Consider the following 24,464-nt stretch of genomic DNA (forward strand, 5'->3'; position numbering starts at 1 on the left):
TAGACGCAGGATGAGGAGAATGCACATCAGAGGTTTAAGAAGGAGCTGAAGCTGTGGCCGCAGTTTGGGCCAAGCGGGTCAGCGCGTCGGTCAGCACCAGAACGGCGCAGTCATATTCCGCCAAGTCCAAGCGTTCTTCAGGCGTGTGATCAAGGCTGCTGTCGCCGGGGCCATACGCCAGCGTGGGCACGGGCCAGAGTTCGGCCACCACGTTCATATCGCTGGTTCCAGTTTTGACCTTAAATGTAGGCGTGCCCCCCTGAGCGCGAATGGCGGTGCGGAGGGCTCGGGTCAGCGCGTTGTCTTTGGGGTGGCGCACGGCGCTTTCGTGTCCGGTAAAGGTGATGTCGGTGGTCAGGCCAGAAGCGGCGTGGTACACAGCATCCTGAGCATCGTAGGGAGCCAGACTCGGCGGCAGGCGCAGGCCCACGCTGGCCCAAGCGGTCTGCGTTAACCCGTCACCCGACGCGCCCAGATCCTGCAAGGTGGCCTGCACACGGTCAAAGATACCGGGGCTGTCTGCACCCACGCCCGCCGCCCACGCCCGGATGCTGAACCAGGCTTCGGTGAGGTCGTCGGCGGCGCTGCTGCCTTCCCCGGCGGTATGAAAGTTGTCTTTGGTCACGCGGAGTTTGGCGACCAGGCGGCCCTTGTAGCCTAGCGTCAGGCCTGCCCAACCGCTGGGCTCTCCGATCAGCACGGCGTCGGGCGAGAGGGTATGCATGGCGTGGCGTGCGCCCTTGCTGCTGGGGGCTTCTTCCTCGGTGGCCCCGATGCACACGAAACGGGCCTGGGCCAGAGCCTCCGGCGGCAGGGCCGCCACTGCCGCCACAAACGTACAAAACGGGCCTTTGGCATCCACACTGCCGCGCCCGTACAGCACGCCGGATTCGTCTACCCGCACCGGAATGTTGCCCGGAACAGTGTCTATGTGGCCCAACAACGCCACCGTATATGGCCCGCTACCACGCTCGCCCACTGCGTTGCCCGCCTCGTCTGTGTGCGCTTTAAAGCCGTGTGCCGTCATCCACCCGGTCACAAACTGTGCCGCCGCGCCTTCCTCCCCCGACAGTGAGGGAATCCGCACGGTTTCTATCAGCAGATCACGGGCTTCTTGCTGGGCGGGAGTGGGGGCCGGGCGGGCCGGAGTGGCGTCGGAAGTCATCGGCGTGAGATTACCTCACTGACTGTCGTTACTGCTGCCGTTCCCGGTGGCCCGCGCAATGCCCACCAGCAAGCGGGCCAGTTCCGCCAACGTGAGGAGCGAAATCCCGCCCACGCCGCCTGCAATCAGTGTCCAGATGCCGCTGAGGCCTTGCCCGGCGGTGAACAGGAAGAAGGCCAGCGCGATAGCCGACACGCCCAGTACCACGCCCAGAATCCGCAGGCGGCTGACCAACGCTTCTACGGCATCGGCCTGAGCGTGCAAACCGCTGACCGAGGCGCTGCGCGTGGGCAGGGTTTTGATGGCGGTGGGCTGCGGGACAGGTGCAGAGGGCGCGGGAGCCGCCGCAACCGGCGGAGTCGGCGCGGCCACTTTGGGTGCGGCCAACTTGGGGGCAGGAGTCGCCGCAGGCTGAGCCGCTGGAGGAGAAGCGGCTGGGTTGGTCGTTCCGGAACCATACGGAACAGTGGGCCGTGCACTGGACGGCGAGAATCCGCTGGAAGAGATGACCAAAGGCTGAGGCGTGGGGGGTGTTGGACCGGTGGGAGCCGCAGCAGGAGCCGCCTCCGACTTCGCAAGACTCGGAGCAGGGCTGATGACGGTGCGCGTCACCGGGGCAGCGGTGGGGGCCCCGGCTTCATCGTGTGCATCATCGGGGTCGCCAATAACGATGGTGGGGGGAGTTTTCTGGGATTCTGGCTTTGGCGGTTCTGGCATAACAGGAGTTGAGGCCGCTGAAGTCAGGGTGGCTGGTGTTACGGGTGGCGGGCTGACCGGTGTAGGCGTTGGGGCCGCCGTCACTGCTGGAGCCGCCGGAATGCTGGCAAAAGTCTTCTCTCCACCGCTGGGTAAGGGTGAGGCGACCTGCTGCTTGGCGCGGGCGGTGGTGTCACGCACCTGTGCAAAAAAGGCCTGCACGCGGGCAGCGTCGAAGCCCAGCAGACTGGCCGTGAGTGCCGTACCAGCAGGCGTTTCTACGCGCAATGTACCTTCCTGGTCGCTGTGGATACGGGTCAGGTCGCGCAGGGTCACTCGCCGGGTGCCGCCGCCATCCTGAAACAGCAGGGTCTGTGTGGTCAGCGCAAAAAGAGCGTCGTCTTTTTCCAGTGAGGCGATGGGGGTTTCGTCCATTCCGGTGGCTTTCAGGGCCGATTGGGCGCGATCAGTCATGCGTCTGCTCCTGCGGGGAGAACTCCGGCATATGTACGGGCAATTAAAATATAGGAAGGGGTGGCCTGCAAGGTGACATTCACTGTGCTAAGCAGCATACCGACTTAGTTCACAGTTCGCGCCCTCTAGCCTGACTGGGCCTTCACGCATGAAGAGGCCCGTAAGCTGTACTCACGCTGCCCCGCAAGGAGCGCGCGCACACTGAACGCATGACTGACAACTCTAACCGCTACGGCAACGAACCTCTCGGCAAGAGTGTGGAGGAAGTCGAGCAGGACGCGGGCAACCGGGTCAATTCTCCGGTAGAAGGCGAGCAACGGCGCGACAACGACGAAACCTTCGTTCCGGCCATAGCCAATAGCAACGCCAGCGGAGTTCCAGCCGTCGTCGGCGGTACAGCGGGCGGCATTGCAGCGGTTCTGCACACCAATCTGGTGGCCGATGTAGACGGCAACCACACCAACGCAAACGACGGCACGACCCGCCAGAACCGCGACAGCAGCGAAGAATAACAGCTGGGGTTGAGTTGGCGAAGTGGGACACGGCGTTGCGGCCCTGTCCCATTCTTCTTTGCCGTCCCTGTTTGCTGTCCCTGCATTTTCCCGTGCTCGATTATTCTCCGTACTTGCTCAGCACTTGTTCGGTACGGGCGCTCTTGACCCGGTTCACCAGTCGCTCGTGTTCGTGGCGGTCACGCAGGCTCTTACTCAGCGTCAGTATGCTGGCCGTCAAAAACATCGTACCCATGTACAGGTAACCTTTGATCCACCAGTCTACGGGCAGGTAATACACGCCGACCATCATCATCAGAAAACTCAGGCCGAACGCAATCCAGATAAAGCTCATCCAAGCGGGCGAATCGCCCTGAAGGTCAGGGTTGCTGTACAGGTTGGGCTGAGTCATGGGCAGAACCTCCTGAACGTGAAAGCAGCGGAGAACCAGACCGGAAGAAAGGCGAGCTGAACCGACCTCTGCGATTTGCACTGGGTTGAATCTTGAACTCAGCATAAATACTTGTGGTGACCGTGCCTCAGTTCTGGAACGCAGTGCAAGAATCAGGGAGGTTCAGGCAGAGTTGGGAGGGGAACCCCCACCATCGCTCCGCAACGCCTTCCCCTCAGAAATGGGGGAAACCTGCGCCCATTCTCAGTGTGCGTCGGTGGGCAGATACTCGAACTTGGCCCCAAGCGCCTCCAGATGCCCAAAAAACTGCGGATAGCTTTTACGGATGTGGTGTGCGCCTGTAATCCGAATCGGCGCGTCGGCCCTCAGCCCCAGCAGGGTCAGCAGCATGATCATGCGGTGGTCGCCGTGCCCACTGACTGTGATGCCGCCCGCGATTCGCTCCGTACCCGTGATGGTCAGGCTGTCCTCTGTTTCAGAAGTGCTGAGGCCCAGCCGTTCCAGTTCGGCCCGCGTGTCGCTGATGCGGTCACATTCTTTGAGGCGCAGGGTGTACACATTTTCCCAGGTGGTGGTTCCGGATGCGGCAGCGGCGGCGGCAGTCAGGGCCTGCACGGCGTCGGTAAAACCGTCTCCGTCGCGGGTCACGGCAGTCAGGGGCAGGCCACCGCGCACGATCAGGGTGTCGCCCTCACGGGTGATGTCGGCCCCCATCTGTCGCAGCACATCTACGGCCTCGCGCTCGCCCTGAAGGTCATGCTCGCGCAGATTGCTGAGGCGTAGCACGCCGGGGCGCGTGGCTGCAGCCGCCAGCAACGCGGCACTGCCGGGGTAGTCGCCGGGCACCAACACCCGTCCGGCACGGTAGCTTTGCCCACCCGGAATAGAGATTCGGCTGAGGTCTTGGCTGGCACTGACCTGCACCCCGAACACCGCCAACGTATCCAACGTCTGGCGCAGGGGCGCGTGACTCTTGATGTCTCCGGTCAGGCGCAGATCCAGGCCAGCGGGCAGCAGCGGAGCCAAAAACATCAGGGCGCTGGCGTATTGACTGGAGCGTTCAGCGCTGACTTCCACCGGGCCGCCGCGCACTGGCCCGCTGATAGAAATGGGCAGCCTGCCCGCCTCACTTCTGACCCGTGCGCCCAAGCGTTCCAGAGCTTCTAGCAGGTCGCCCTGGGGCCGCTTGCCCAACGAATCGGGGTAATCGGTGACGAAGGTGGTGCCAGTAGTCAATGCCGCCACGCCCATCAGAAAGCGGGCCACTGCACCAGCATTGCCCGGATTCAGCGTCACGCCCGCCGCCGGATGTGCGCCGAATCCCCGGATCACGGCGTCGTCGCCTACCAGTTCCACGCCCGCGCCCCAATCGGCCAGGCAGCGCAGCATGGCCCCGGCATCCTCGCTGGTCGCCACGCCCACCACGCGTGCTTCTCCTTCAGCCAGCGCCGCCGCCAGCAGATAGCGCGTGGTGTAATTCTTGCTGGGTTGCGCCCGCAGCTCGCCCTGCAATTCGGCGGTGGGGTACACCATCACATCAAACCGTTCGGGCAGGCCGTCAAAACTCATGGTGTGAGGCTAGCGCGGCGGGCCGGTACAAACGGGCGGGCGGGTCAGACAGGCTAGAGCCTCAACCGTTGCGCTCCTGTGTTTACCGCTCCTGTGTTTGCCGTCCCTGCATCTGTGCATTGAAGGCCGCCGATCCGCCACGCGCAATGCTGAGCGTCTGCCAGTCTGGGCCGCGCAATGTTTTGACCAAGAAAATCAGTTGATAGACATGCCCGCTGTAGTGCGCCACTTGCCGCTGCACGGCTTCCAGCACGGTATGCATCTCGCCCCGGATGGTCAGTGTGCGGGTCAGATCGGCGGGTGTGAGGTGATCCAAAGCCGAGAGAAACACATCCCAGCCCGCTTCCCACTCGGCCTGCACTTCAGCCAGCGTGCTGAAGTGCGGCTCGAATTCGGCGTCACGGTTGCGCGTGCCTGTTTCGCCTTCTGCCGCCGTATAGCCGAAGCGTAAGCCGCCCCAGCGGGAGCGCATATTTCCGGCCAGATGTTGCACCACCACCCCGGAGCTGTTGCCGTCTGCCGATAACGCCGTGTTGATCTCGGTCTCCTGCAATTGAGCCAACGCTCCGTGTCCCAGCGCCTTTACGCCCCGCATCCGCGCCCGCACATCCGACAGGTACAACGCCGCAATATCCACCGTGTCAGTATTCACAGAGTCAGCCATAGAAAAAGCTAGCGCAGCCAGGTCAAGAAAAGCCAGCCCAAGACAAGCCAACACAGGGCAGGCCAAATTGACGGCCCCACCTCCACCAAAACGCCGAATTTCCTCCCGGTGGGCGGGCCGTACAGTTGGGCCATGACCCCATTTACCCCCAGCCAGCGCTGGCCTGTTTGAAAAGCGCAACTTGAGCTGGTGCTGAAGGGTGCAGATTTAGTACGTCGTGGCCGTCAGTTGTGCCTGCCCCAGCGTCACTTCCACCTCAAAGCCGTTGGGCAGGCGCGTGACCGTGCAGGCGCTGACTTTGGCCTCTGCCACGCCGCCCCGGCAGTCTTCACTGGTGCCAGCTTCCAGAAAAGGTTGGGCCGGGTCACTGCGCCATGCCCGCTGAGCCGCTGTTTGCACGGCGCTTGCGTAGGCCCGCGCCGCCACCAGATCAGCAGTGCGGCCCTGGCGGCTATTCAGGCCGAGGGCCAACAACACCGCCAGAGCGACAGGCAAGATCAACCAACGCGGCGGCAGTTTCAGGCGGGAGTGAGGCATTCTGCCGCCCATGGTAATGGACTTGCGGGGTGGTTGCAGAGAACGGCAACCGAGTCAATGAAAAGTGGACAAATGTCCCTGATCATTAGTAAGTCATAACCCCAGGAGCAAGGTTTTGAATAGAGTCTGCTCGTCGCTTGCATGATGACCGAGAGTTTTAATAGCTTTGGTGGTTACCGCTTGATCAAACTGTAAGAGATCATCATTAAATTTTATTAATGCCGGGCGCATGATGAATTCGGCCAGAAACCAAATGGTGCTCGAGCGCCCAAGTCAACTCAATCGCCGTTTGCGGTTGTGACCTGTCATTTTTTGATTTATCAGCCGTATAAAGCGACTTCTGGGGGAACAATGATGAAACGTGTGCTGCCATTCCTTGGTGTCTTACTTGCTGGCTTAGCCCTGGCCCAAACCAATGTCGGCGGGCCAGATACGTCGGGGCCAACCCTCACAGCAGGTCAGTTCAATCTGATCTACAATTTCTTTTCGTTTGCTATTGCCGCAATGGGCGCGTCTGCCATCTTCTTCTTTTTGGCGCGTTCCAGTGTGGCTCCAAAATACCGGATCGCCCTGCTGATCAGTGGCGTCGTCGTGACCATCGCTGCCTATCATTACGTCCGAATCTTCAATAGTTTCGAGGCGGCCTATGCGCTGAATGCGGCAGGTGTCTATGCACCGACGACTGTGCCATTCAACGATGCTTACCGCTACGTAGACTGGCTGCTGACGGTGCCCCTCCTGCTGGTAGAAGCCGTTGCCGTGTTGGCCCTGGCCCGCCACGTGGCCAACAGCCTGATTCTGCGACTGGCGGTGGCCGCTACCCTGATGATCGTTCTCGGCTACCCCGGCGAAATCGCCACCGACACGGGTACCCGTTTCCTGTGGGGCACGCTCAGCACCATTCCTTTCCTGTACATCCTGTACATCTTGTGGGTCGAATTGGCCCGCGCCACCGAGCGCCAGTCTGCAGAAGTGAAGGTGTTGGTGAGGAACCTGCGCCTGCTTCTGCTGGCCTCGTGGGGCGTGTACCCCATCGCCTACATTCTGCCGATGCTGGGCATCGTGGGCTCGAGCGCCGTGGTGGGCGTGCAGGTCGGCTACACCATTGCCGACGTTCTCGCCAAGCCGTTGTTCGGCCTGCTGATTTATGCCATCGCCGTTGCCAAAACCCGTGACGACGGTGGCCTGGTCAATGACGTGAATTCGGCGGGTGCGCCCTTACCCGTCAACGCCGCTGACTGAAAGCAGTCCAGTCAGGTTCAGCAAGGAAAACTTAGGCAAGCAGAGAAGGCCGCATCCACATCGGAGCGGCCTTCTCTGCTTGGGGGTAAAACGCAGAACTTAGACGAACTGTCCACCGTGACGGGCGGCGGCAGCAGCGACCACATCGTGGGGAATGGAATCTTCGATGGCAACAGCGCGTCCACCATTGGAAACCGTACTGCTCATCCGGTCGTAGTGGTCGTCGTCCACGTCGTAGGTGTGGCCCATTCCATTGGTTTCGTCCACGCCCGCCGCGCCGCCCACTGCGCCCACGCCTGCGCCTACACCCGAACCAAGAGCCGCCATCCCCAGAATGACGGGAATCCCGGCCAGGCCGCCCGTTGCAATGGTGGCAACGACCCCGGCCACCGCACCCACAGCCACGCCTACGCCCGTGCCTTTCACTGCGCCAGCGCCCGCATCTTCGGCGGTGCCGCCTGCGTAGTCCGTGCCCATATCGTTCGTCACGCCAGTGGTGCTGGCCATGCTGCTGTCGGTCATGGTGCTGCGGCGATTGACAGAGGCCGAACCCATTTCAGAGCGAATAACGCCTTGAGACTGCAAGTCCTGAACAAAAGCGTCGGCCTGCGCCACCGTAGGGAACATAAGGTGTTTCATGTCTCATAGTGTGAAACGCTTACGATTCATGCAGATGAGATGACCGCCAAAGCTGGTTTAGAGCGGCCCTAGCCCATCCATACACTTTGGCTGGTTTATCTGACTGTTAGGCTATTCGTTACATATTTAAAAGGCCGTATAGATCTGGTGGGCCGTCTATCTCACTTGGTCATCCGGTACTGCCGTCCGCCTTCGACATCCAGAATGGCCTCCGGCGCACCGCTGACCACCCGAATCACGCATTTTTCTACGGTGTCGGGCAGCGGCATATTCAACAGGTCGGCGCAGGGTTGCTCGTAGGAAATGCTGGGTGAGGGCTGGCTGGCCAGGGCCGCCTGTACCGCGCGGGAGCCGTAGTCGCGGGCGGCGCGACCCTGAAAACTGAAGGTGGCGACCAACAGGCCAATGGTCGCTATGAATCCGCCCAGAATCCAGAGGAAGGTGCGGAAAGTGCTTTTACGCTGGGCATCGGTAATGGTGCGAACTGGGGGCGGGGTGGGCTTACTCATGTGGGCAGCCTAGCAAGACCACCTGACCAGAAACCTCACACCGCCCATTACAGCAGCGGGTATCTGACGGGGGGGGGCGCACTCGGGTTATACGGACATGCTCTGATTCCCAACCCTACCGTACCCTCACCGGATGTTTGTCCATCGCCGCCAGCCCGTACTCTTTGCCACTCGCTCCGCTCGGATGATTCTGGCGAATCATCACAATTTGGTATTACACTGGGCCGCGTATGAGCCGAGTCATCATTATTGGAGCAGGCGGCGTGGGCAACGTGGTTGCCAAGAAATGCGCCCAGAACGACAGCGTCTTTACGGAAGTGCTGATTGCCACGCGCACCGTCAGCAAGGCCGACAAGATCGTGGCCGAAATTCATGAGCACCTGCCGGACAGCAACACCAAGTTCAGTACGGCCAGCGTGGATGCCGATAATGTGCCTGCATTGGTGGAACTGTTCAATTCCTTCAAGCCTGAACTGGTCATCAACGTGGCCCTCCCCTATCAGGATTTGACGATTATGGACGCCTGCCTGGAAACCGGCGTGCATTACCTCGATACCGCCAACTACGAGCCGCTGGACGTGGCCAAGTTCGAGTATTCGTGGCAGTGGGCCTACCGCGAGCGCTTCGAGAAGGCGGGCCTGATGGCGCTTCTCGGCTGCGGCTTCGATCCCGGCGCGACCAACGTGTTTACCGCCCACCACGCCAAGCATCACTTCAAAGAGATTCATTATCTGGACATCGTGGACTGCAACAACGGCAGTCACGGCAAGGCTTTTGCCACCAATTTCAACCCAGAAATCAATATCCGCGAAATTACGGCCAACGGGCGCTACTGGGAAAACGGCGCGTGGATCGAGACCCAGCCGTTGGAAATTGCGCAGGACATCTATTACCCCAAAGTCGCCACCCGTAAGAGCTTCGTGCTGTACCACGAGGAACTCGAATCGCTGGTGGTCAACTTCCCGACCATCAAACGCGCCCGGTTCTGGATGACCTTCGGGGAAGCCTACATCAAGCACCTGAGCGTGCTGGAAGCGGTGGGCATGACCTCTATCGAGCCTATTAATTTCCGGGGCCAGCAGGTCGCGCCCATCGAGTTCCTGAAGGCCGTGCTGCCCGCCCCCGAAAGCCTCGCCGCCGATTACAGCGGCAAAACCTGCATCGGCGTGCAGGCTCGCGGCATCGGGCACGACGGCCAGGAGAAGGTTCACTTTGTGTATAACGTCTGCGACCACGCCGAGACCTTCAAGGAAGTGCAGGCGCAGGCCATCAGCTACACCACCGGCGTGCCTGCCATGATCGGCGCGATGCTGATGCTTCAGGGCACGTGGAAGAAGGCTGGCGTGTACAACGTGGAAGAATTTGACCCCGATCCTTTCGTGGCCGCCATGAACCAGTGGGGCCTGAAGGTGGAAGAGTTGACCGGAATTGAACTCGTTCACGACTGAATGAGGGATTAGGAAAACACCACGAAGAGAGGGCGGGGGCGTGAGTGTGCGCTGTTCGCCCTCTTTTTGACTGTAGGCGACAAGCTCTGAAGAACAGCTTGACTAAATCGCTGTGTCTTTCCTGCGTCCCAGACCCGCTATTCCAGCCGATCCAACCGCGTCCAACCCCAACGCAGCGCACCCAATGTACAAAGCACCGTCGCCACCGACAGCCCGATCAGGCCCAAGATTCCTTCAGGTGTAGATAGGGCGCTGTAGCCGGGAAACAGATCGGGGCGCAGAACGCTTCCGGCCACCGGGCGGGCCAGCAGCAGCAGCGCCAGCACGGAATACGCCAGGCTGAGACCCATGAAGGCCAACCCGCCTGGACTGACCCCGATTTCGGCGGGGTTGTCGGCATCGAATTTGGGAGCCGCTGCGCCGAGGCCCACGCCCAAAGCGGTGATAACAAAGGCGTTGCTGACGCTGACCAGTCCACTGAGCAGAAGCAGAGTGGGGCCGAGATTCATGCTGCGGGCACTGACCAGACCCATCACCAGGCCCAGAATCAGCGTGACGGGTAGCACACCCAAAAACTTGCTGACCACGATCTGGCGGGCGGTAATGGGGCCTGTTCTGAGCAGCCAGTAGGCGCGGCCCTCCACCGACAGGGCTGGAAAGGCCAGCCGCACCGCCACGCCCGCGATGATGAAGCCCTGAAAGGCCAACTGCACGTAGCCGAGAATGCCGCGAAATTGTGGAATCGGAATGGGCACCGATCTGACGCTGACGAGGTAGACCCCGGCCAGTGCCACGACCACCAACAACTGACTCCACTGGGTCGGGTCGCGCAGGGTCAGGCGCAGGTCTTTGTAGGCGAGGCTACCGCCGATGCCGAAGCGGTTTGCCAGGCGTTCGGCGGCGCTGGCCCGGCGGGGACGGGGATCAAGCCGGGGCGTGCTGGAGTCCAGCGCCCGCGCCCACCCTTCCTGATAGGCACGGGTGGCGAGGGCGGTGGCGGCCAACAACAGACCAGCAGACAACAACACCAGCGGCAGCAGCGGCCACGCCAATTGCCCCTGCGCGGCCTGCCAGATGCCCTGAGAAGCCCAGGCAGGCGGCAAGAATGGGCTGCTGGGGCTGGAAAAATTCTGCATCAGGGCCTCAAATTGGGCCGGGTCTTGCACCTTCTCCACCAACACTTCGGGCCGCAGGGCGCGGATAGCGTACACCAGACCCGCGCTGAACAGCACGCCCAGCGCCGTGGACACCTCGCGCACGCGGCCCACCGGAGCGACGCGCATTAGGCCAACTGCCAAGAGTGCGCCGAGGCCGACTGGAGCGGCAAAAGTCAGGACGGCGGCCACCAGCATCACCGGGTAGGCCCACAGCGGCGCACCGAAAAATACGCCGATGGTCGCCAAGAGCGGCAGCATCAGGAACAGCGGCACGAGGGCGGTGTTCAGGAACGTTTCAAAGACCTTCAGGGCAAAGACCCGGCGCGTGGGGATCGGCTGGGTCAGCAAAAAATTCAGGTCGTCGCTGAGGTACAGCGTGGAAATAGCCGTAGTTGTGGCGCTGAAGGTGACGCCGCTGCTGAGGGTAATCAGGCCGATTTCCAGCACGCGGGCGAACACATTGGTGCCGATGGAGCCGAAACGCCCCAGAAACTGGAGTGCCCGCCAGGTGCCGTAGACTTCTGCCGAGACGAGCGCCACTGCCAGCACCACCAGAAAGGCATACCCCCACTTTGGCCCGTGCCGCAGCGTATGCCCGAAAGCGGTGGCCTTGAGCGCCAGCAAACTGGGAGCGCGGGCAGGCGGCGGAAACGGACGGTAAGGCTGGGTCGTCACACCAATGCCTCAGCCTTGCGGCTCTCCGCCTCGGCCAATTCTTCCTCCAGCAGCCGGAAGAAAATCCGCTCCAGACTGTCGCCGTGTACCCCGCCCGCCGCCGTGCCAGTGCGGGTGCGGAGGTCGTCCATCGTGCCCTCGCCCAGCACCTTGCCCCGATCCAGAACGACCAGACGGTCACAAATGGCTTCGGCCAGCGGCAGGGAATGGGTGGTCAGCAGCACCGTGCGGCCCCGGTCTGCGTGCCCCCGGAACAACTCGCGCACCTGCCGCGCCGCGTGTGGGTCGAGGCCCACCATCGGTTCGTCCACGATAAGCACGGGCGGATCGGGCAGCAGGGCGGCAACGATGGCTACTTTTTGCCGCATCCCATGCGAGTAGGTTTCGATCAGTTCGTTGCCGTAGTCGGTCAGGCGGAACAGTTCCAGCCACCGGTCTATTTCGGAGTCGATGTTGGGCACGCGGTAGAGCTGGCCCACAAAACGCAGCAGCTCGCGGGCAGTCAGTTTGCCGTACAGATACGGGCGGTCTGGGATGTAACCGAAGGCTTCTTTGGCCTTCACCGGGTCGGCCCACACATCGAATCCCTGTACCCGCACCGTACCCGACGTGGGGCGGGTTAGGCCCACCAGCGCCCGAATGGTGGTGGTCTTGCCCGCCCCGTTGCTGCCCAACAGCCCAAACACGCCGCCCGGTTGCACGCTGAAACTCAGGTTGCTGACCGCCTCATGCCGCCCGTACCGTTTGGTGTACCCGCTGACTTCGATCACGGTTCAGGCTAGCGGGCGGCGTGTCACGGGAAGGTGACAGGCAGGATCGTGCAGCGTGAATCTTGGAGTGGAATCGTGGTTTGGCTGTTTCCACGTTCCGCACTCCACGTTCGCCCCTCCTAGTTGGACAGAACTTCAGCCGACTCCCCCTGTCCCACGCCTTCCGACTTCAACCACTCCACGCACACGCCTTGTGCTTCCAGCCAGTCGGCCACATGGTAGCGGGCCAGCCGGAGGCCGTGCAGCACAGCATCGGCGGCAGCGTAAGCGCGGTGGGCTTCCGACTCGGAAATGAATCCGGCGGCTTGGGCGGCTTCCAATTCATCGGCATCTACGAGTTCAGCGGTCACGCCTTCATGGACGATCACGTCTAGGTAATGGTCGCGGACTTCCCACACGGCGGCGTCGTCCACTGACTGCGAAATAGAGGCAATGTCGATGTAGTAATCATGTTCGCGGGCCTGATGAAAGTCGTAGCGGCAGAGTTGCACGCCCAACGCGGGGAGCAACTGCGCCTGCCAATGCCGAATGCGTGGATGACGGTCAAAACGCCGCGCCACGAACAGCCCGTTCGCGTGTTCGCGGTAGGTATGGACGTGGCGCACACCCGTGTTGGTGTGATGCCTCATCGCGTCGGTATCGTGGCGCTCGGTCTTGACAGGATGTGCCGCAGCAGGCGGGCAGGCAGGCAAGTGAACCGACATACAGCAGACTACCTGACTGTGATGAGCTTAAAAAGTAGAGATCTAAATAACTGGGGGGTATGTAATGGGGGCAATGTAGACAACTTCACGCCCTAACACATGCCTAAAGCACCGGCAAGGCAGGCAGCAATTCAAAGCTGTTGGGCACGAATAGACTGCCCTCGGTGACGCCCTGAGCGCCAATGGGGGCAAGCCGCATGGCAAGCGTGTGGGCCGAATCCTGCCCGTCCAGATAGGCACGGTGGGCGCGGATAACCTCGCTCACTTCGGCAGGCGATTCATGAACGAACTCAAAACGGAAGTCGCGCAGGCCCGCTTCCAGCCAGCCGCCCAGATGCGCGCTCGCCACTTGCGGACGGCCCTCGAAGACCGTATTTCGGCAGCCCACATCGGCCATAACCGGGTGCGCCACGCCGCGTTCGTCTCGCAGGGCCACGCGGTGCGTTTCGCAGGGGTGGCCGCAATTGGTGTAGTCGGTGCCGTCCGAGAGGAAACGGCAGAACACGCAATGCTCGGTATGGAACACGGGCAAATGCTGGTAGGCGATGACTTCCAAGTTGGCGGCTCCGGCGAGGGCGGCCAGTTCGGTGACCTGCCGGGCGTTCAGGTCGTGGCCGGGCGTGACGCGCTGCAAGCCTAAGTCCAGCAGGGCGCGGGTGGTCAGGACGTTCGCAGCGTTCAGGCTGAAATCACCGATCAGCGCAGGGCGTTGGTCTTCGGGCAACTCGGCCAGTGCGTCTTGCAGGCCTTCCAGCAGGCCACCGGAACGCACCAACAGGTCGGCCCCCAGCGACAGCAGGAACTTTTGCAAGTTCTGTTCGGTGGGTTTGAGGATGCGTGGGCTGGCGACCCGAACGGCAATGCCCGCCGCCTTCACGCGCTCCACGCTGGGCTTCAGGCCGTACAGTTCCAGATAATCCAGCGTGATGGAATCGGGGCGCTCGGCAAGGGCGGCGTCCAGTTGTTCGGGGGTGCGGACGAGGACGTGCAGGCGGGGGGAAACGGCGGGAACTGGGACGGGCTCAGGGGTCAGTGAGACAGGCGCGGGCGTCTGGATAACGGTTTGCGCTTTCCCTTCGCGGCGGAGCGCCCGGAGTTGGTCGGTGGCGTCCCGGCGCAGGGCATTCAGCGAAGACATGGGCAGGAATCCCGCACCTTCGAGTTGCACAGTCAGGGCCGACAGGTGAAACGGTGTGCCGCCCAGTTTGCCTAACTGCTCGCGCAGGCTGGCCTCATCCAGGGCGCGGTTGCGGGCGGGGGCCAGCGGTTCGGGCAGGGTGGCAGTGACGCTGCGGCCCACTTCATCGGTAAGGGTGAGCGAAACCGGCTGACCAACTTGCCCCACGAACTCAGCCGAAATTGGGCGGGTGTAGACCGGATCGCTGGCGTCCAGCAGGGGTTTGACGCGGGCCACCAGCGTGGGATCATGGGTGCGCCACACCGGGTCGCCTACACGCACGCGGCGGCCATCGACAGCGCCGCGCCCGAAGCGGAGTTCGTAGGTCTGGCCGGGGCGCACTGCAGCCAGTTCGGATTCGCTCAGTTGGCGGCTCTGCGCCCACAGGCCATACAGGAATCCGCCTTCCTCACGGCCTTCGGGGGCACGCCAGTTGGCCGGGTCAAAAACCAGGCCGTCGCCGGGCTTCAGGGCTTCCGAGAGTTCCACCAGCACGCCGCGCTCGGTGACGCCGCGCACCACGCCCACCTGCACGCCCCGGTGACGCGGTGCACGCCCCCGCACGACGGTCTGGTGGTTGGTTCCGGCCATAAAGTGCGGCGCGAGTCCACGCGAATACACCTGCTCCAGATCACGCTCCTGCTGCGGCGTGACGCTGAGGGGCAGGCCCGCCCACGCCTCATCTACAGCCTGACGGTAGGCGGCAGTGGTCAGGGCCACAAATTCGGCGTCTTTGTAGCGGCCCTCGATTTTCAGGCAATTCACACCGATCCTGACCAGTTCCGGCACCTGATGAAGCGCGTACAGATCGCCCGGAGACAGCAGGTAGCGGGCGTCTCCGAGGTCGCGCTGCACGCCGTCTACCAGCATTTCGTAGGGCAGGCGGCAGGCCTGGGCGCACTGGCCCCGGTTGGCACTGCGCCCGCCCCACGCCTCGCTGGAAAAACACTGGCCGGAATAGGACACGCACAGTGCGCCGTGAACGAAGGTCTCCAGTTCGATATCGGTGGCGGCGGCAATGCGTTCTATGTCGCGCAGCGAGAGTTCGCGCCCCAGCACCACCCGGCTGGCCCCGAACCGCGCCGCGTGCCGCACGCCTTCCACACTGGTTACGCTCATCTGGGTGCTGCCGTGAACGGCCAGATCGGGGCAAATCTGGCGGGCCAGCCGTGCCACGCCGTGATCCTGCACGATGATGGCGTCCACGCCGCTTTCGGCAAGGTGAATCAGTTGCCGCTCGGCGTCGCGCAGTTCCCGGTCAAACACCAGCACATTGAAGGTGACGAAGCCCTGCACGCCCCGTTCGTGCAAGTCGCGCATGATGTCCGGCAATTCGGCGGCGTCGAAGCCCACTTTGGCCCGCGCATGAAAACCGGAGCCTGTGCCCTCCACCGGATTGACCCCAAAGAACACGGCGTCGGCCCCCGCCTCGACTGCCGCCCGCAACTGAGGCCAGCCGCCTACCGGACTCATGACCTCTGGCTTGACTCTGGTGCGCTGGAGGGGCATGGATAGGGTGGAGTTGGGCTGAACTGGGTTGGATTGGGGCACAGGCTCGAACGACATAACGGATTAGTTTAGCGGGTTGATGCGGGTGGGAAGGTGGGGCGGGTTGGGGTTAGGGGCGGGCAGAACGATCTGAGGGCCAAGGGTCTGAGGGTCTAAGAAGGCCAAGGGTAACCCGCGTTGTTGACTTCTCGACGGAGTTAAACCCTATTTTTCTATCAAGGCTGCCAGTCCGCCCACCACATGCCCCGCGTCCAGGCCATCGGCCCGCAAATACCGCGCCGCCAGGCCGGAGCGCACGCCCCGCTCACAGATCACCAGCAGCGGCCCCGGCACAGTGGCGAGGCTGTGTGTGCCTTCTTCTATCGCTTCCAGAGTGACGGCCAGCACGGAATTGTTGACATATTCGCCTAGAGGCTGGGCGGCCCGCAGCGCCTCTGAGCGCAGGTCTATCAGCGTGGCGTTAGGCGGGATGAGCATAGGCACAGGATAGGCCCGCGCCTTCCGCACTCGGCACAATCCGACTGCTCTACTCAGGTATTATGAAGGCATGACTGCCGGAACTTTGAACGAAGCGACGCCCACCGAAGGGCAACAATTGGTGCAGGGCGGCGCACTGCTGGTGGATGTGCGCGAGCAGAACGAATACGACGAAATCCACGCCGAGGGAGCCACCCTGATTCCCCTGAGCGAATTTGAAACCCGCTTTGCCGAACTGCCCAAAGACCGCCCATTGGTCATGATTTGCCGCAGTGGGGCGCGGAGTGACCGGGCCGGACAATTCCTGCTTCAGAATGGCTACAGCGACGTGACCAACCTGAAGGGCGGCACGATGGCCTGGGCCGAACAGGGCCTGCCCACCGTGAAGGGCGGCCAGTAATGGACGACTTGACTCCGATTCCCGCCAGCGAATTGGCCGCCGCCGGAATGCCTACCGAGGAGCAGGTCATGGAAGCCCTGAAAGTGGTCAAAGACCCTGAAATCCCTGTAAACGTGGTCGATCTGGGCCTGATCTACGGCGTGGACATCAACCCGGACGGCATTATTGACATTACGATGACCCTGACCAGCGTGGGCTGCCCCGTGCAAGACCTGATCCGCGCCGACGCCGAGATGGCCGTAAGCCGTCTGGACAACGTGAATCAGGTGAACGTGGAGTTCGTGTGGACACCCGCGTGGGGGCCGGACAAGATGACCGAAGACGGCAAACGCCAGATGCGGATGTTCGGATTTAACCTGTAAGAAGAATTCCGAATGAAGTGGAGTCCGTATTAGAAGGGCAAAAACTGGAACATGGAGTGTGAATCGTAGGTAACTACGGGCACACTCCGCGTTTTTTTGGCTTGTGGGGCAAAAAGAAACTACTTGAGATAATCGGTCATATTCACGCCCAACCACACAAAAACCTTCACCCAATCGGCTCCGGCTCGCTGTGAGCGCTGACTCCGGTCAGGCTGATTCCGGCACTGGCGGCAATAACACAGGCCACCGCCAACCACTGCACCAGCGTCAGGCGTTCGTTCAGGAACAGCAGGCCACTCAGGGCAGCAAAGGCCGGTTCTATACTCATCATCACGCCGAAGACGCGGGCGGGCAGGGCGCGAAGGGCGTACATTTCCAGGGTGTAGGGCAGCGCACTCGATAGAATGGCCACGCCAAAGCCAATCAATAACGCGGAGGGGTGCAGCAAGCCCGCACCCGCCTGCACCAACCCGAACGGCAGCGACACCAGCGCGGCAATAGCCATGCCCGCCACCACGCCCGTCGCCCCCGGCAAGCGCCGTGCCACCGCCCCGCCTGCAAGGATGTACAGCGCCCAAAAGGCGCCCGCCAAGAGGGCCAACGCCGCGCCTATCGGGTCAAGCGCCGCGCTCCCTCCCCCGTGTGGCGCGATCATGACGATGCCCACAGCGGCCAACCCCACCCAAGCAAAATCCAATGGGCGGCGCGACAAAACCAGCGACAATACCAGCGGCCCCACAAATTCTAGGGTTACGGCCAAGCCCAGCGGCAAGCGCGTGAGAGACAGATAAAACGCCAGGTTCATCAGCCCGAGGGACAGGCCGTAGGGAATGATGGCCAACCAATCGCCCCGATTGAGAGCGCTGAGGCGGGGGCGGAAGATCAGACCCAAGATCAGCGCGGCCAACGTGACTCGCAGCGTCGTCGTGCCCATTGGCCCCAATTGCGGAAACAGCGTTTTGGCAAAAGCCGCGCCGCCCTGAATAGACAGCATGGACAGGATCAGAGCGGGAATGGGCGGAACAGGGGATGAACGCACGGGCAACAGTATGGGGGGAAGGGGGTTGGGGGGTGTCGGTTGTCGGTTGTGGGCAGGTCAACAGCTAGACATGCTGGTCAGAGCCGCGCTTTTCCTACGATCCACACCCCAGCTTCTAAATCCTCACCAGATCATCCCGGTGCACTGCTTCTGCGCCGTAGGTAAAGCCCAGCAGGCCCTCTATCTCGCGGGAGTGGCGACCCAGAATGCGCGACAGGTCGGCGGCGCGGTACCGGGTCAGGCCACGCGCCACCTCGCTGCCATCGGGCGCCAACAGCCGAATGGTCTGGCCTCGCTCAAAGGTGCCTTCTACAGCGGTAATTCCGGCGGGAAGCAGGCTACCGCCCCGTTCGCGCACGGCCCGCGCCGCGCCCTCGTCCAGCGTCACACAACCCGGCGCGATTTCGGCCAGAATCCAACGTTTGCGGGCCTCCAATCGGTTCACGGCGGCCAAAAAGCGCGTGCCCAGCGCCTCGCCGCTCACAATTCGGGGCAGGGCGTCGGGGGCGTCTCCGGGCGCGACCACCACCGGGGTTCCGGCGCGGGTGGCGATTTCGGCGGCCTGAATTTTGGTGTGCATCCCGCCCGTGCCCCGGTGGCTGCCTGCGCCGCCCGCCAGCGCCCAGATGTCGGGGGTCACGCGCTCCACGACGGGAATCAGGGTGGCGTCGGGGTGGGTGCGCGGGTCGGCGGTGTACAGGCCGGGCGCGTCGGTCAGAATAACCAGCAAATCGGCTTCGGTGAGGTTGGCGACAAAGGCAGAAAGCGTGTCGTTGTCGCCCACTTTCAGTTGCCCGGTCGCCACCGTGTCGTTTTCGTTGATGATCGGCAGCACGCCCCGCGACAGGCAGGCGTCCAGCGTGGTGCGGGCATTCAGGTAGCGCGTGCGGTCTCGGAAATCGTCGGCGGTGAGCAAGACCTGAGCCACCGGAACCCTGTACAGGTCGGCAATCTGGGCGTAGGTGTGCATCAGGCGGCCCTGTCCTACGGCTGCCAACAACTGTTTTTCGGCCAGAGTCCGGTCACGCGGCGGAAAATTCAGCGCCTCCCACCCGGCTATGACCGCGCCCGACGTGACCAGTACCACCTCATGCCCCGCCGCCCGCACCGCCACCATGCCCCGCATCAGATCCACGATCCGGGGCGCGTGAATCCGGTCTCCCCCGGCGGTCAAGACACTCGTACCCAACTTCAGAACAACGCGCATAGGGGGCCAGCATAGGGGCTAGGCCGGGAGGCAGAGGGAATCACGTTTAGGCGGGCGAGGTCTAAGGGTGCTGTGCTTATCCGAGTGTGCTGTGTCCAAGGGTCAAGGGTCTGAGGGTCTAAGGAGGGGCGAGGACGATCAATATTCAGCTGTAATCCACTGTTTCTCGCACCACCCGCGCCAACTCCCGCTGGCCGTCTAGGAGGCGCAACGGTTGGCCTACCTGCCCAGTTTCGGCCCAGACTCCGCCAGCCACATACTTGCTGGCCCTGCGCTGCGCGGCTCCCGCCGTTTGGGCAAAATGCGCCCGGATGTACCCAGTGCCGCGCACCACTTCCAACACATACACGAACTGCTGCATGGCGGCCAGTATGCCGGGTTCAGCAGCAGTCAAAACAAAAGGAGGGGATGCAGGCACGCGCCCCTCAGTACCCGAACCTGGTATGTCAAGTTGGCGGAGAAAAGACCCAAAAAGATCCTATGAATGGGCTGGGATGGGGCCGCCCATGTGACGCGCCTGCAAGGTTCGGTACAGCTCGCGGGCTAGGTGGGTCTTGAGTGCTCGAAGTGCCGCTCGTTTCGTTTTTCCCTCTTGTTCTTTCCTGGTCACGAATGTTTTGGTGCGTTCATCACAGCGCAGCCGGGTCAAGGCCATCAGATGGAGCACCCTGTTGAGCTGTCGGTTGCCACCGACACTCACGCACCAACGCGTGTTCTTCCCACTCCCCCGTTCAACTGGGGCAGCGCCGCAATAACTGGCGAAATGATGGACATCCTCAAACCGCTTGATGTCACCGACTTCGGCGAGCACAGTGCCGGCCAGCACGACGCCGATCCCCTGCAACGTCAACAGGGTGGGGGCCACCTGAGCGACCAGGGTCGCCATGGCGTGTTCCAACTCTTTCAACGCTGCTTCGAGAGAGGTCAGTACCGCCTGCAGGGCGGTGCTCAGCGAGTCCGTCGTCGTGTCTGGGAGCGCTTCGAGCATCATCTGGTTGGCTTTACGCTGCTGAGCGAGCTTGTCCCGCGTGCGGGACAATTCCTGCAAGCGGGTGCGCTGCGTGCTGAGCTGGTAGGGCGGGAGCTGTGGGTTGGCCAGCAGCACCCGGGCGACGTTCTCGGCGTCGACTAGGTCGTTCTTTTTCTTGCCGCGACGCGCACGGTATTGGCTGGTCAGGCTGGGATGGATGTGATACACCGACTGATCATTGGCAAAGAGCAGGGCCAACAGGGGAGCGACATACCGGTTGCCTGCACCTTCAATGGCCCAGCAATGCTCTTCGAAACGAGCAGACCAAGCACACAACTGATTCAGGCCGTCGGTGTCGTTCTGGACGCTCAGGCTGTCCAAAACGACGCCCCGAGAGTCGAGAGCGACGGCCGTATGGGTCGTGGGGTGGGGATCAAGTCCAAGAATGATCATGGTGTCCTCCAACAGAGTTCGGCGTTTCACCCCCACCCGCGCAGGTCTGTTCTGGATTGGGCCCGCAGGCAGCCTGGTATCAAGCGAAGAGCAGCGGTGTCGTGCCGTTGAGAAAGAGAACGCGCAATTCGGGTACAAGCGACGAGCGCAGACAGTTTCAGGGCGACGCTCTCTCCTCACCTTATTTTTGACATACAGACATTTTCCGGGGAGTTCGTGTGGGACGGCATCAGCAGGTCAATCAAGTCGCCCATGCGTGCTGACTCTCGGCTGAACGACCGCACCAGTTCCCGCAAACCCATCTTCACCACGCTCCAGGCCCGGCGACCATGTGTCTTCTTCGGACATTCCAGAGTGACCCCGACGAGCACGCACCACGTGTAGGTCAGCGTCAATAGGCACAGCAGGCGCTCCACGTGATCGTGGAGCGTCATGTGTGTGCCCTCCAGTTGGAAGCCCTTGCTTTTCAACGCCCTGAAGAGACACTCAATCAGGAACCTCCGCCGATAGCGAGACTGGATCGTGGTCACTGCCCCTGCGTTGCTGGCGATGATCAGGGCCTCACCATCCTGCGTATAGGTCAAAACGACGTTCATCAGCTGTCCGTAGACCACTGTGTCTTCGACCAGCAGACCGGCGTTGCCGGTCTGCAAGCGACTCAGCCAGTCCTGCGCCGTCCAGTCGTCTAGAAGCGTGTCGCGCCGCAACCGCACGCAGATGGGAATCCCACGGTGAGCCAGTCCCTGAATCCAGTCGTAGCCGACGAATTCGCGGTCGGCATACAGGACCCGGATCTCCGCTGCGGACAGCAGGCAGAGGGCATCGTCCATAAGGGTGTGCCGGATCTCCGTCGAGCTGCCGCCCCCGTGGGGCAGCAGCTCGTAGAGCAGGGGGATGGCAACGCCCCGCCAGATGACGGCCAGCAGCAAGACGTTCACGTCCGTCTGTCCGTACTTCCAGTTTGTCCGGTCAAGGATGAATTCGCGTGGCTGCGCGGCGGGAAGGAGCGTCAAGACGACCCGGGCGACGTCGGCCGGTTGGATGGGATGACGGTCAAAGAAGCGCTCTATGCGGCGAATGACGGAGGCGGTGTGCGCGCTTCCGGGGAAGCGCGCCGCGAGTTCAGCATGCCGGACGTCCTTGCCCCCAAGGAGAGCGAGGACCATGAGCGAGAGCAACTCGACCTGGTTCTTGCGGAACTCCGGGAAGTGCGCGGTGAAGCAGCGGGTCAGCTTGGCGAGGACATCGGGGGACGCGTCCTGTTCTCGCGTGTCAGCCGAGCTTTTCAAGCCCCTGAAACTGTCTGTATGTCAAAAATAAGGTGAGGAGAGAGCGTCGCCCTGAAACTGTCTGCGCTCGTCGCTTGTACCCGAATTGCGCGTTCTCTTTCTCAACGGCACGACACCGCTGCTCTTCGCTTGATACCAGGCTGCCTGCGGGCCCAATCCAGAACAGACCTGCGCGGGTGGGGGTGAAACGCCGAACTCTGTTGGAGGACACCATGATCATTCTTGGACTTGATCCCCACCCCACGACCCATACGGCCGTCGCTCTCGACTCTCGGGCGTCGTTTTGGACAGCCTGAGCGTCCAGAACGACACCGACGGCCTGAATCAGTTGTGTGCTTGGTCTGCTCGTTTCGAAGAGCATTGCTGGGCCATTGAAGGTGCAGGCAACCGGTATGTCGCTCCCCTGTTGGCCCTGCTTTTGCCAATGATCAGTCGGTGTATCACATCCATCCCAGCCTGACCAGCCAATACCGTGCGCGTCGCGGCAAGAAAAAGAACGACCTAGTCGACGCCGAGAACGTCGCCCGGTGCTGCTGGCCAACCCACAGCTCCCGCCCTACCAGCTCAGCACGCAGCGCACCCGCTTGCAGGAATTGTCCCGCACGCGGGACAAGCTCGCTCAGCAGCGTAAAGCCAACCAGATGATGCTCGAAGCGCTCCCAGACACGACGACGGACTGCTGAGCACCGCCCTGCAGGCGGTACTGACCTCTCTCGAAGCAGCGTTGAAAGAGTTGAACACGCCATGGCGACCCTGGTCGCTCAGGTGGCCCCACCCTGTTGACGTTGCAGGATCGGCGTCGTGCTGGCCGGCACTGTGCTCGCCGAAGTCGGTGACATCAAGCGGTTTGAGGATGTCCATCATTTCGCCAGTTATCGGCGCTGCCCCAGTTGAACGGGGAGTGGGAAGAACACGCGTTGGTGCGTGAGTGTCGGTGGCAACCGACAGCTCAACAGGGTGCTCCATCTGATGGCCTTGACCCGGCTGCGCTGTGATGAACGCACCAAAACATTCGTGACCAGGAAAGAACAAGAGGGAAAAACGAAACGAGCGGCACTTCGAGCACTCAAGACCCACCTAGCCCGCGAGCTGTACCGAACCTTGCAGGCGCGTCACATGGGCGGCCCCATCCCAGCCCATTCATAGGATCTTTTTGGGTCTTTTCTCCGCCAACTTGACATACCAGGTTCGGGTACTGAGCACGCGCCCACATCCCCTCCGGCCCACAACCTTTTTAGCTACTGCTTTAAGTACGGCGCACTTAACATGGCACGTTTCCAGTGCGCCGTACTTTCTTCGTTTCTCGCTCCGCTCGGTAAAGCTAAAGCGTTACTGCGAGGTATTCAGCTACTGCGGCTGCGGGCAATTCCCAGCACGTTCAGCAGTTGCGCCAGGGCCATGGCAAAGCCCGCCACGTAGGTCAGGGCGGCGGCTGTCAAGACTGTGCGTGCGCCGTTGGCGGTTTCGGGGCCACCGTTCAGGCCGCCTTCATTCAGGTAGGCCAGAGCACGGCGGCTGGCGTCGAACTCTACGGGCAGGGTGATCAGATGGAAGAGCAGCGCCGCACCGAACAGCAGCACACCCACCCAGATCAGGCCCGTGAGTTGCAGGAACACCCCCGCCAACAACAGCAACGGGGCCAGATTCATGCCCAGACCGAGGGGAACGGCCAAGCGGCCCCGCAGCACCAGCGCAGGCATCCGCACTTTGTCCTGTATGGCGTGTCCAACTTCGTGCGCGGCCACCGCCATCGCGCTGACGCTGGGCACGGCGTAATTGCCCTGAGATAGATTGACGGTCTTACGCACCGGGTCGTAGTGGTCACTCAGTTGCCCCGGCACCGCGTTGACTGGGATGTGTTGCAGGCCGTGTTCATCCAGCATCATACGGGCCACTTCCGCGCCTGTAAGTTGACGGGGGTTGGCAATCCGGCTCCACTTGCCATAGGTGCGGCTGAGATAGCCCTGAATGAGCAGTGAAGCCACAAAAATCAGCAGAATCAGTGAGCTATAGGGGCCAAACAAGAAGTCCATAGCGGCAGTTCCTCCCCACCGATCTTAGTGTATGGCACTCAAGTTTTATGAGAGGAGCTGATCTTCGTATTCAGCAACTCCAAAGCTGCTCGGACGCGGCTCACCGCACGGGCTTCAGCGACAGCACCACAAATTTCAGGGCAGTGCGCTCCTCAGATTCAAGCTCCAGTTTGACGAATGCGGGCTGGGCCGTGAGGTCGAGGTGGTCTCCCTCCAGGTAACTGCGGGCGATGGCGAGGGCCTTGACCGCCTGATTCACGGCGGCGGGGCCGATGGCCTGCACTTCCAATTGTCCTTCTGTACGAATCAGAGCAGCAATTGCGCCAGCCACCGCATTGGGCCGAGATTTGCCGGACACGCGCAAAGTTTCCACTCTAGGTCACTTCCTTAAAAGCA

General features: G+C 62.1%; 26 protein-coding genes. 6 read left to right on the forward strand and 20 right to left on the reverse strand.

Annotated features, from left to right (window positions below; translation table 11 throughout):
* Positions 1-34: 34 nt before the first annotated feature.
* Both M1R55_RS15400 and M1R55_RS15405 read right to left on the reverse strand, forming a co-directional pair.
* Positions 35-1,165, reverse strand: coding sequence for a [LysW]-lysine hydrolase (locus M1R55_RS15400; protein ID WP_249392598.1), 1,131 nt, complete (start codon positions 1,163-1,165; stop codon positions 35-37).
* Positions 1,166-1,180: 15 nt separating this feature from the next.
* Entirely contained in the window at positions 1,181-2,335 is a 1,155-nt protein-coding gene (locus M1R55_RS15405) for a hypothetical protein (RefSeq protein ID WP_249392599.1), read from the reverse strand.
* A gap of 209 nt (positions 2,336-2,544) precedes the next feature.
* Here M1R55_RS15405 and M1R55_RS15410 point away from each other — a divergent pair, with 209 nt between their 5' ends.
* Positions 2,545-2,847, forward strand: a complete 303-nt coding sequence (locus M1R55_RS15410; protein ID WP_249392600.1) for a hypothetical protein — start codon at positions 2,545-2,547, stop codon at positions 2,845-2,847.
* Between the two features lie 100 nt (positions 2,848-2,947).
* Here the strand turns inward: M1R55_RS15410 and M1R55_RS15415 are convergent, their stop codons facing one another.
* The 4 genes from M1R55_RS15415 to M1R55_RS15430 form a co-directional block, all read right to left on the reverse strand.
* Entirely contained in the window at positions 2,948-3,238 is a 291-nt protein-coding gene (locus M1R55_RS15415) for a YiaA/YiaB family inner membrane protein (RefSeq protein ID WP_249392601.1), read from the reverse strand.
* 243 nt (positions 3,239-3,481) lie between these two features.
* Entirely contained in the window at positions 3,482-4,807 is a 1,326-nt protein-coding gene (aroA, locus tag M1R55_RS15420; RefSeq protein ID WP_249392602.1) for a 3-phosphoshikimate 1-carboxyvinyltransferase, read from the reverse strand.
* An 82-nt stretch (positions 4,808-4,889) separates the two neighbouring features.
* On the reverse strand, positions 4,890-5,471 hold the full coding sequence (locus M1R55_RS15425; protein ID WP_249392603.1) for a DUF1572 family protein: 582 nt from the start codon (positions 5,469-5,471) through the stop codon (positions 4,890-4,892).
* A gap of 207 nt (positions 5,472-5,678) precedes the next feature.
* Positions 5,679-6,008: a hypothetical protein gene (locus M1R55_RS15430; RefSeq protein ID WP_249392604.1), complete on the reverse strand. Its 330-nt coding sequence runs from the start codon at positions 6,006-6,008 to the stop codon at positions 5,679-5,681.
* A gap of 351 nt (positions 6,009-6,359) precedes the next feature.
* On the opposite strand from M1R55_RS15430, the gene M1R55_RS15435 reads away from it, so the two are divergent.
* Complete coding sequence (locus M1R55_RS15435; protein ID WP_249392605.1) at positions 6,360-7,250, forward strand: bacteriorhodopsin-like; 891 nt, start codon at positions 6,360-6,362, stop codon at positions 7,248-7,250.
* A 99-nt stretch (positions 7,251-7,349) separates the two neighbouring features.
* Here M1R55_RS15435 and M1R55_RS15440 read toward each other — a convergent pair whose 3' ends face one another.
* Both M1R55_RS15440 and M1R55_RS15445 read right to left on the reverse strand, forming a co-directional pair.
* Complete coding sequence (locus M1R55_RS15440) at positions 7,350-7,889, reverse strand: hypothetical protein (RefSeq protein WP_249392606.1); 540 nt, start codon at positions 7,887-7,889, stop codon at positions 7,350-7,352.
* Between the two features lie 161 nt (positions 7,890-8,050).
* Positions 8,051-8,398 (reverse strand): hypothetical protein, encoded by a 348-nt coding sequence (locus M1R55_RS15445; protein ID WP_249392607.1) that lies wholly within the window; start codon positions 8,396-8,398, stop codon positions 8,051-8,053.
* Positions 8,399-8,628: 230 nt separating this feature from the next.
* Here M1R55_RS15445 and M1R55_RS15450 point away from each other — a divergent pair, with 230 nt between their 5' ends.
* On the forward strand, positions 8,629-9,846 hold the full coding sequence (locus tag M1R55_RS15450) for a saccharopine dehydrogenase family protein (RefSeq protein WP_249392608.1): 1,218 nt from the start codon (positions 8,629-8,631) through the stop codon (positions 9,844-9,846).
* Between the two features lie 137 nt (positions 9,847-9,983).
* On the opposite strand, the gene M1R55_RS15455 is transcribed toward M1R55_RS15450, so the two are convergent.
* The 5 genes from M1R55_RS15455 to M1R55_RS15475 form a co-directional block, all read right to left on the reverse strand.
* Positions 9,984-11,678: a hypothetical protein gene (locus M1R55_RS15455; RefSeq protein ID WP_249392609.1), complete on the reverse strand. Its 1,695-nt coding sequence runs from the start codon at positions 11,676-11,678 to the stop codon at positions 9,984-9,986.
* Positions 11,675-12,448 (reverse strand): ABC transporter ATP-binding protein, encoded by a 774-nt coding sequence (locus M1R55_RS15460; protein ID WP_249392610.1) that lies wholly within the window; start codon positions 12,446-12,448, stop codon positions 11,675-11,677. Before M1R55_RS15460 ends, M1R55_RS15455 begins: the two co-directional genes overlap by 4 nt.
* A gap of 119 nt (positions 12,449-12,567) precedes the next feature.
* A complete protein-coding gene (locus tag M1R55_RS15465) occupies positions 12,568-13,152 on the reverse strand; it encodes a DUF402 domain-containing protein (RefSeq protein WP_249392611.1) in 585 nt (194 codons plus the stop codon).
* A 103-nt stretch (positions 13,153-13,255) separates the two neighbouring features.
* The gene (locus M1R55_RS15470) at positions 13,256-15,802 is read right to left on the reverse strand and encodes a U32 family peptidase (protein WP_249394237.1); all 2,547 of its coding nucleotides are present in this window, start codon (positions 15,800-15,802) and stop codon (positions 13,256-13,258) included.
* 240 nt (positions 15,803-16,042) lie between these two features.
* The gene (locus M1R55_RS15475) at positions 16,043-16,315 is read right to left on the reverse strand and encodes a rhodanese-like domain-containing protein (protein WP_249392612.1); all 273 of its coding nucleotides are present in this window, start codon (positions 16,313-16,315) and stop codon (positions 16,043-16,045) included.
* 70 nt (positions 16,316-16,385) lie between these two features.
* Between M1R55_RS15475 and M1R55_RS15480 the strand changes: the two genes are divergently transcribed.
* Together M1R55_RS15480 and M1R55_RS15485 are read left to right on the forward strand one after the other, a co-directional pair.
* Complete coding sequence (locus tag M1R55_RS15480) at positions 16,386-16,715, forward strand: rhodanese-like domain-containing protein (protein WP_249392613.1); 330 nt, start codon at positions 16,386-16,388, stop codon at positions 16,713-16,715.
* A complete protein-coding gene (locus M1R55_RS15485; protein WP_249392614.1) occupies positions 16,715-17,077 on the forward strand; it encodes a metal-sulfur cluster assembly factor in 363 nt (120 codons plus the stop codon). Before M1R55_RS15480 ends, M1R55_RS15485 begins: the two co-directional genes overlap by 1 nt.
* Positions 17,078-17,243: 166 nt before the next feature.
* Here the strand turns inward: M1R55_RS15485 and M1R55_RS15490 are convergent, their stop codons facing one another.
* The 5 genes from M1R55_RS15490 to M1R55_RS15510 all read right to left on the reverse strand — a co-directional run bounded on the left by M1R55_RS15490 (position 17,244) and on the right by M1R55_RS15510 (position 22,035).
* Complete coding sequence (locus M1R55_RS15490; protein ID WP_249394238.1) at positions 17,244-18,071, reverse strand: DMT family transporter; 828 nt, start codon at positions 18,069-18,071, stop codon at positions 17,244-17,246.
* Positions 18,072-18,231: 160 nt separating this feature from the next.
* Positions 18,232-19,323 carry a glutamate 5-kinase gene (gene proB / locus M1R55_RS15495; protein WP_249392615.1) on the reverse strand — a complete coding sequence of 364 codons (1,092 nt, stop codon included), beginning with the start codon at positions 19,321-19,323 and terminating at the stop codon, positions 18,232-18,234.
* A gap of 145 nt (positions 19,324-19,468) precedes the next feature.
* Positions 19,469-19,717 carry a hypothetical protein gene (locus tag M1R55_RS15500; RefSeq protein WP_249392616.1) on the reverse strand — a complete coding sequence of 83 codons (249 nt, stop codon included), beginning with the start codon at positions 19,715-19,717 and terminating at the stop codon, positions 19,469-19,471.
* An 84-nt stretch (positions 19,718-19,801) separates the two neighbouring features.
* Positions 19,802-20,746: an IS110 family transposase gene (locus M1R55_RS15505; RefSeq protein ID WP_249392617.1), complete on the reverse strand. Its 945-nt coding sequence runs from the start codon at positions 20,744-20,746 to the stop codon at positions 19,802-19,804.
* A gap of 176 nt (positions 20,747-20,922) precedes the next feature.
* A complete protein-coding gene (locus tag M1R55_RS15510; protein WP_249392618.1) occupies positions 20,923-22,035 on the reverse strand; it encodes an IS4 family transposase in 1,113 nt (370 codons plus the stop codon).
* 801 nt (positions 22,036-22,836) lie between these two features.
* On the opposite strand from M1R55_RS15510, the gene M1R55_RS15515 reads away from it, so the two are divergent.
* Positions 22,837-22,929, forward strand: a complete 93-nt coding sequence (locus tag M1R55_RS15515; protein ID WP_249392619.1) for an IS110 family transposase — start codon at positions 22,837-22,839, stop codon at positions 22,927-22,929.
* 449 nt (positions 22,930-23,378) lie between these two features.
* On the opposite strand, the gene M1R55_RS15520 is transcribed toward M1R55_RS15515, so the two are convergent.
* Both M1R55_RS15520 and M1R55_RS15525 read right to left on the reverse strand, forming a co-directional pair.
* Positions 23,379-24,068 (reverse strand): zinc metallopeptidase, encoded by a 690-nt coding sequence (locus M1R55_RS15520; protein ID WP_249392620.1) that lies wholly within the window; start codon positions 24,066-24,068, stop codon positions 23,379-23,381.
* 100 nt (positions 24,069-24,168) lie between these two features.
* Positions 24,169-24,441, reverse strand: coding sequence for a stage V sporulation protein S (locus M1R55_RS15525; protein ID WP_249392621.1), 273 nt, complete (start codon positions 24,439-24,441; stop codon positions 24,169-24,171).
* Between the last annotated feature and the right edge of the window lie 23 nt (positions 24,442-24,464).

Source organism: Deinococcus sp. QL22, from assembly GCF_023370075.1.
Lineage (GTDB): Bacteria > Deinococcota > Deinococci > Deinococcales > Deinococcaceae > Deinococcus.

Bases quoted from the DNA above. Each gene is read 5' to 3' on its own strand.
- M1R55_RS15470 (WP_249394237.1), bottom strand. From the start codon at position 15,802: ATGAGTCCGGTAGGCGGCTGGCCTCAGTTGCGGGCGGCAGTCGAGGCG.
- M1R55_RS15450 (WP_249392608.1), top strand. From the start codon at position 8,629: ATGAGCCGAGTCATCATTATTGGAGCAGGCGGCGTGGGCAACGTGGTT.
- aroA (WP_249392602.1), bottom strand. From the start codon at position 4,807: ATGAGTTTTGACGGCCTGCCCGAACGGTTTGATGTGATGGTGTACCCC.
- M1R55_RS15400 (WP_249392598.1), bottom strand. From the start codon at position 1,165: ATGACTTCCGACGCCACTCCGGCCCGCCCGGCCCCCACTCCCGCCCAG.
- M1R55_RS15485 (WP_249392614.1), top strand. From the start codon at position 16,715: ATGGACGACTTGACTCCGATTCCCGCCAGCGAATTGGCCGCCGCCGGA.
- M1R55_RS15430 (WP_249392604.1), bottom strand. From the start codon at position 6,008: ATGCCTCACTCCCGCCTGAAACTGCCGCCGCGTTGGTTGATCTTGCCT.
- M1R55_RS15440 (WP_249392606.1), bottom strand. From the start codon at position 7,889: ATGAAACACCTTATGTTCCCTACGGTGGCGCAGGCCGACGCTTTTGTT.
- M1R55_RS15405 (WP_249392599.1), bottom strand. From the start codon at position 2,335: ATGACTGATCGCGCCCAATCGGCCCTGAAAGCCACCGGAATGGACGAA.
- M1R55_RS15490 (WP_249394238.1), bottom strand. From the start codon at position 18,071: ATGCTGTCTATTCAGGGCGGCGCGGCTTTTGCCAAAACGCTGTTTCCG.
- M1R55_RS15435 (WP_249392605.1), top strand. From the start codon at position 6,360: ATGATGAAACGTGTGCTGCCATTCCTTGGTGTCTTACTTGCTGGCTTA.
- M1R55_RS15475 (WP_249392612.1), bottom strand. From the start codon at position 16,315: ATGCTCATCCCGCCTAACGCCACGCTGATAGACCTGCGCTCAGAGGCG.
- M1R55_RS15445 (WP_249392607.1), bottom strand. From the start codon at position 8,398: ATGAGTAAGCCCACCCCGCCCCCAGTTCGCACCATTACCGATGCCCAG.
- M1R55_RS15520 (WP_249392620.1), bottom strand. From the start codon at position 24,068: ATGGACTTCTTGTTTGGCCCCTATAGCTCACTGATTCTGCTGATTTTT.
- M1R55_RS15410 (WP_249392600.1), top strand. From the start codon at position 2,545: ATGACTGACAACTCTAACCGCTACGGCAACGAACCTCTCGGCAAGAGT.
- M1R55_RS15480 (WP_249392613.1), top strand. From the start codon at position 16,386: ATGACTGCCGGAACTTTGAACGAAGCGACGCCCACCGAAGGGCAACAA.
- M1R55_RS15505 (WP_249392617.1), bottom strand. From the start codon at position 20,746: ATGATCATTCTTGGACTTGATCCCCACCCCACGACCCATACGGCCGTC.
- M1R55_RS15415 (WP_249392601.1), bottom strand. From the start codon at position 3,238: ATGACTCAGCCCAACCTGTACAGCAACCCTGACCTTCAGGGCGATTCG.
- M1R55_RS15425 (WP_249392603.1), bottom strand. From the start codon at position 5,471: ATGGCTGACTCTGTGAATACTGACACGGTGGATATTGCGGCGTTGTAC.
- proB (WP_249392615.1), bottom strand. From the start codon at position 19,323: ATGCGCGTTGTTCTGAAGTTGGGTACGAGTGTCTTGACCGCCGGGGGA.
- M1R55_RS15465 (WP_249392611.1), bottom strand. From the start codon at position 13,152: ATGTCGGTTCACTTGCCTGCCTGCCCGCCTGCTGCGGCACATCCTGTC.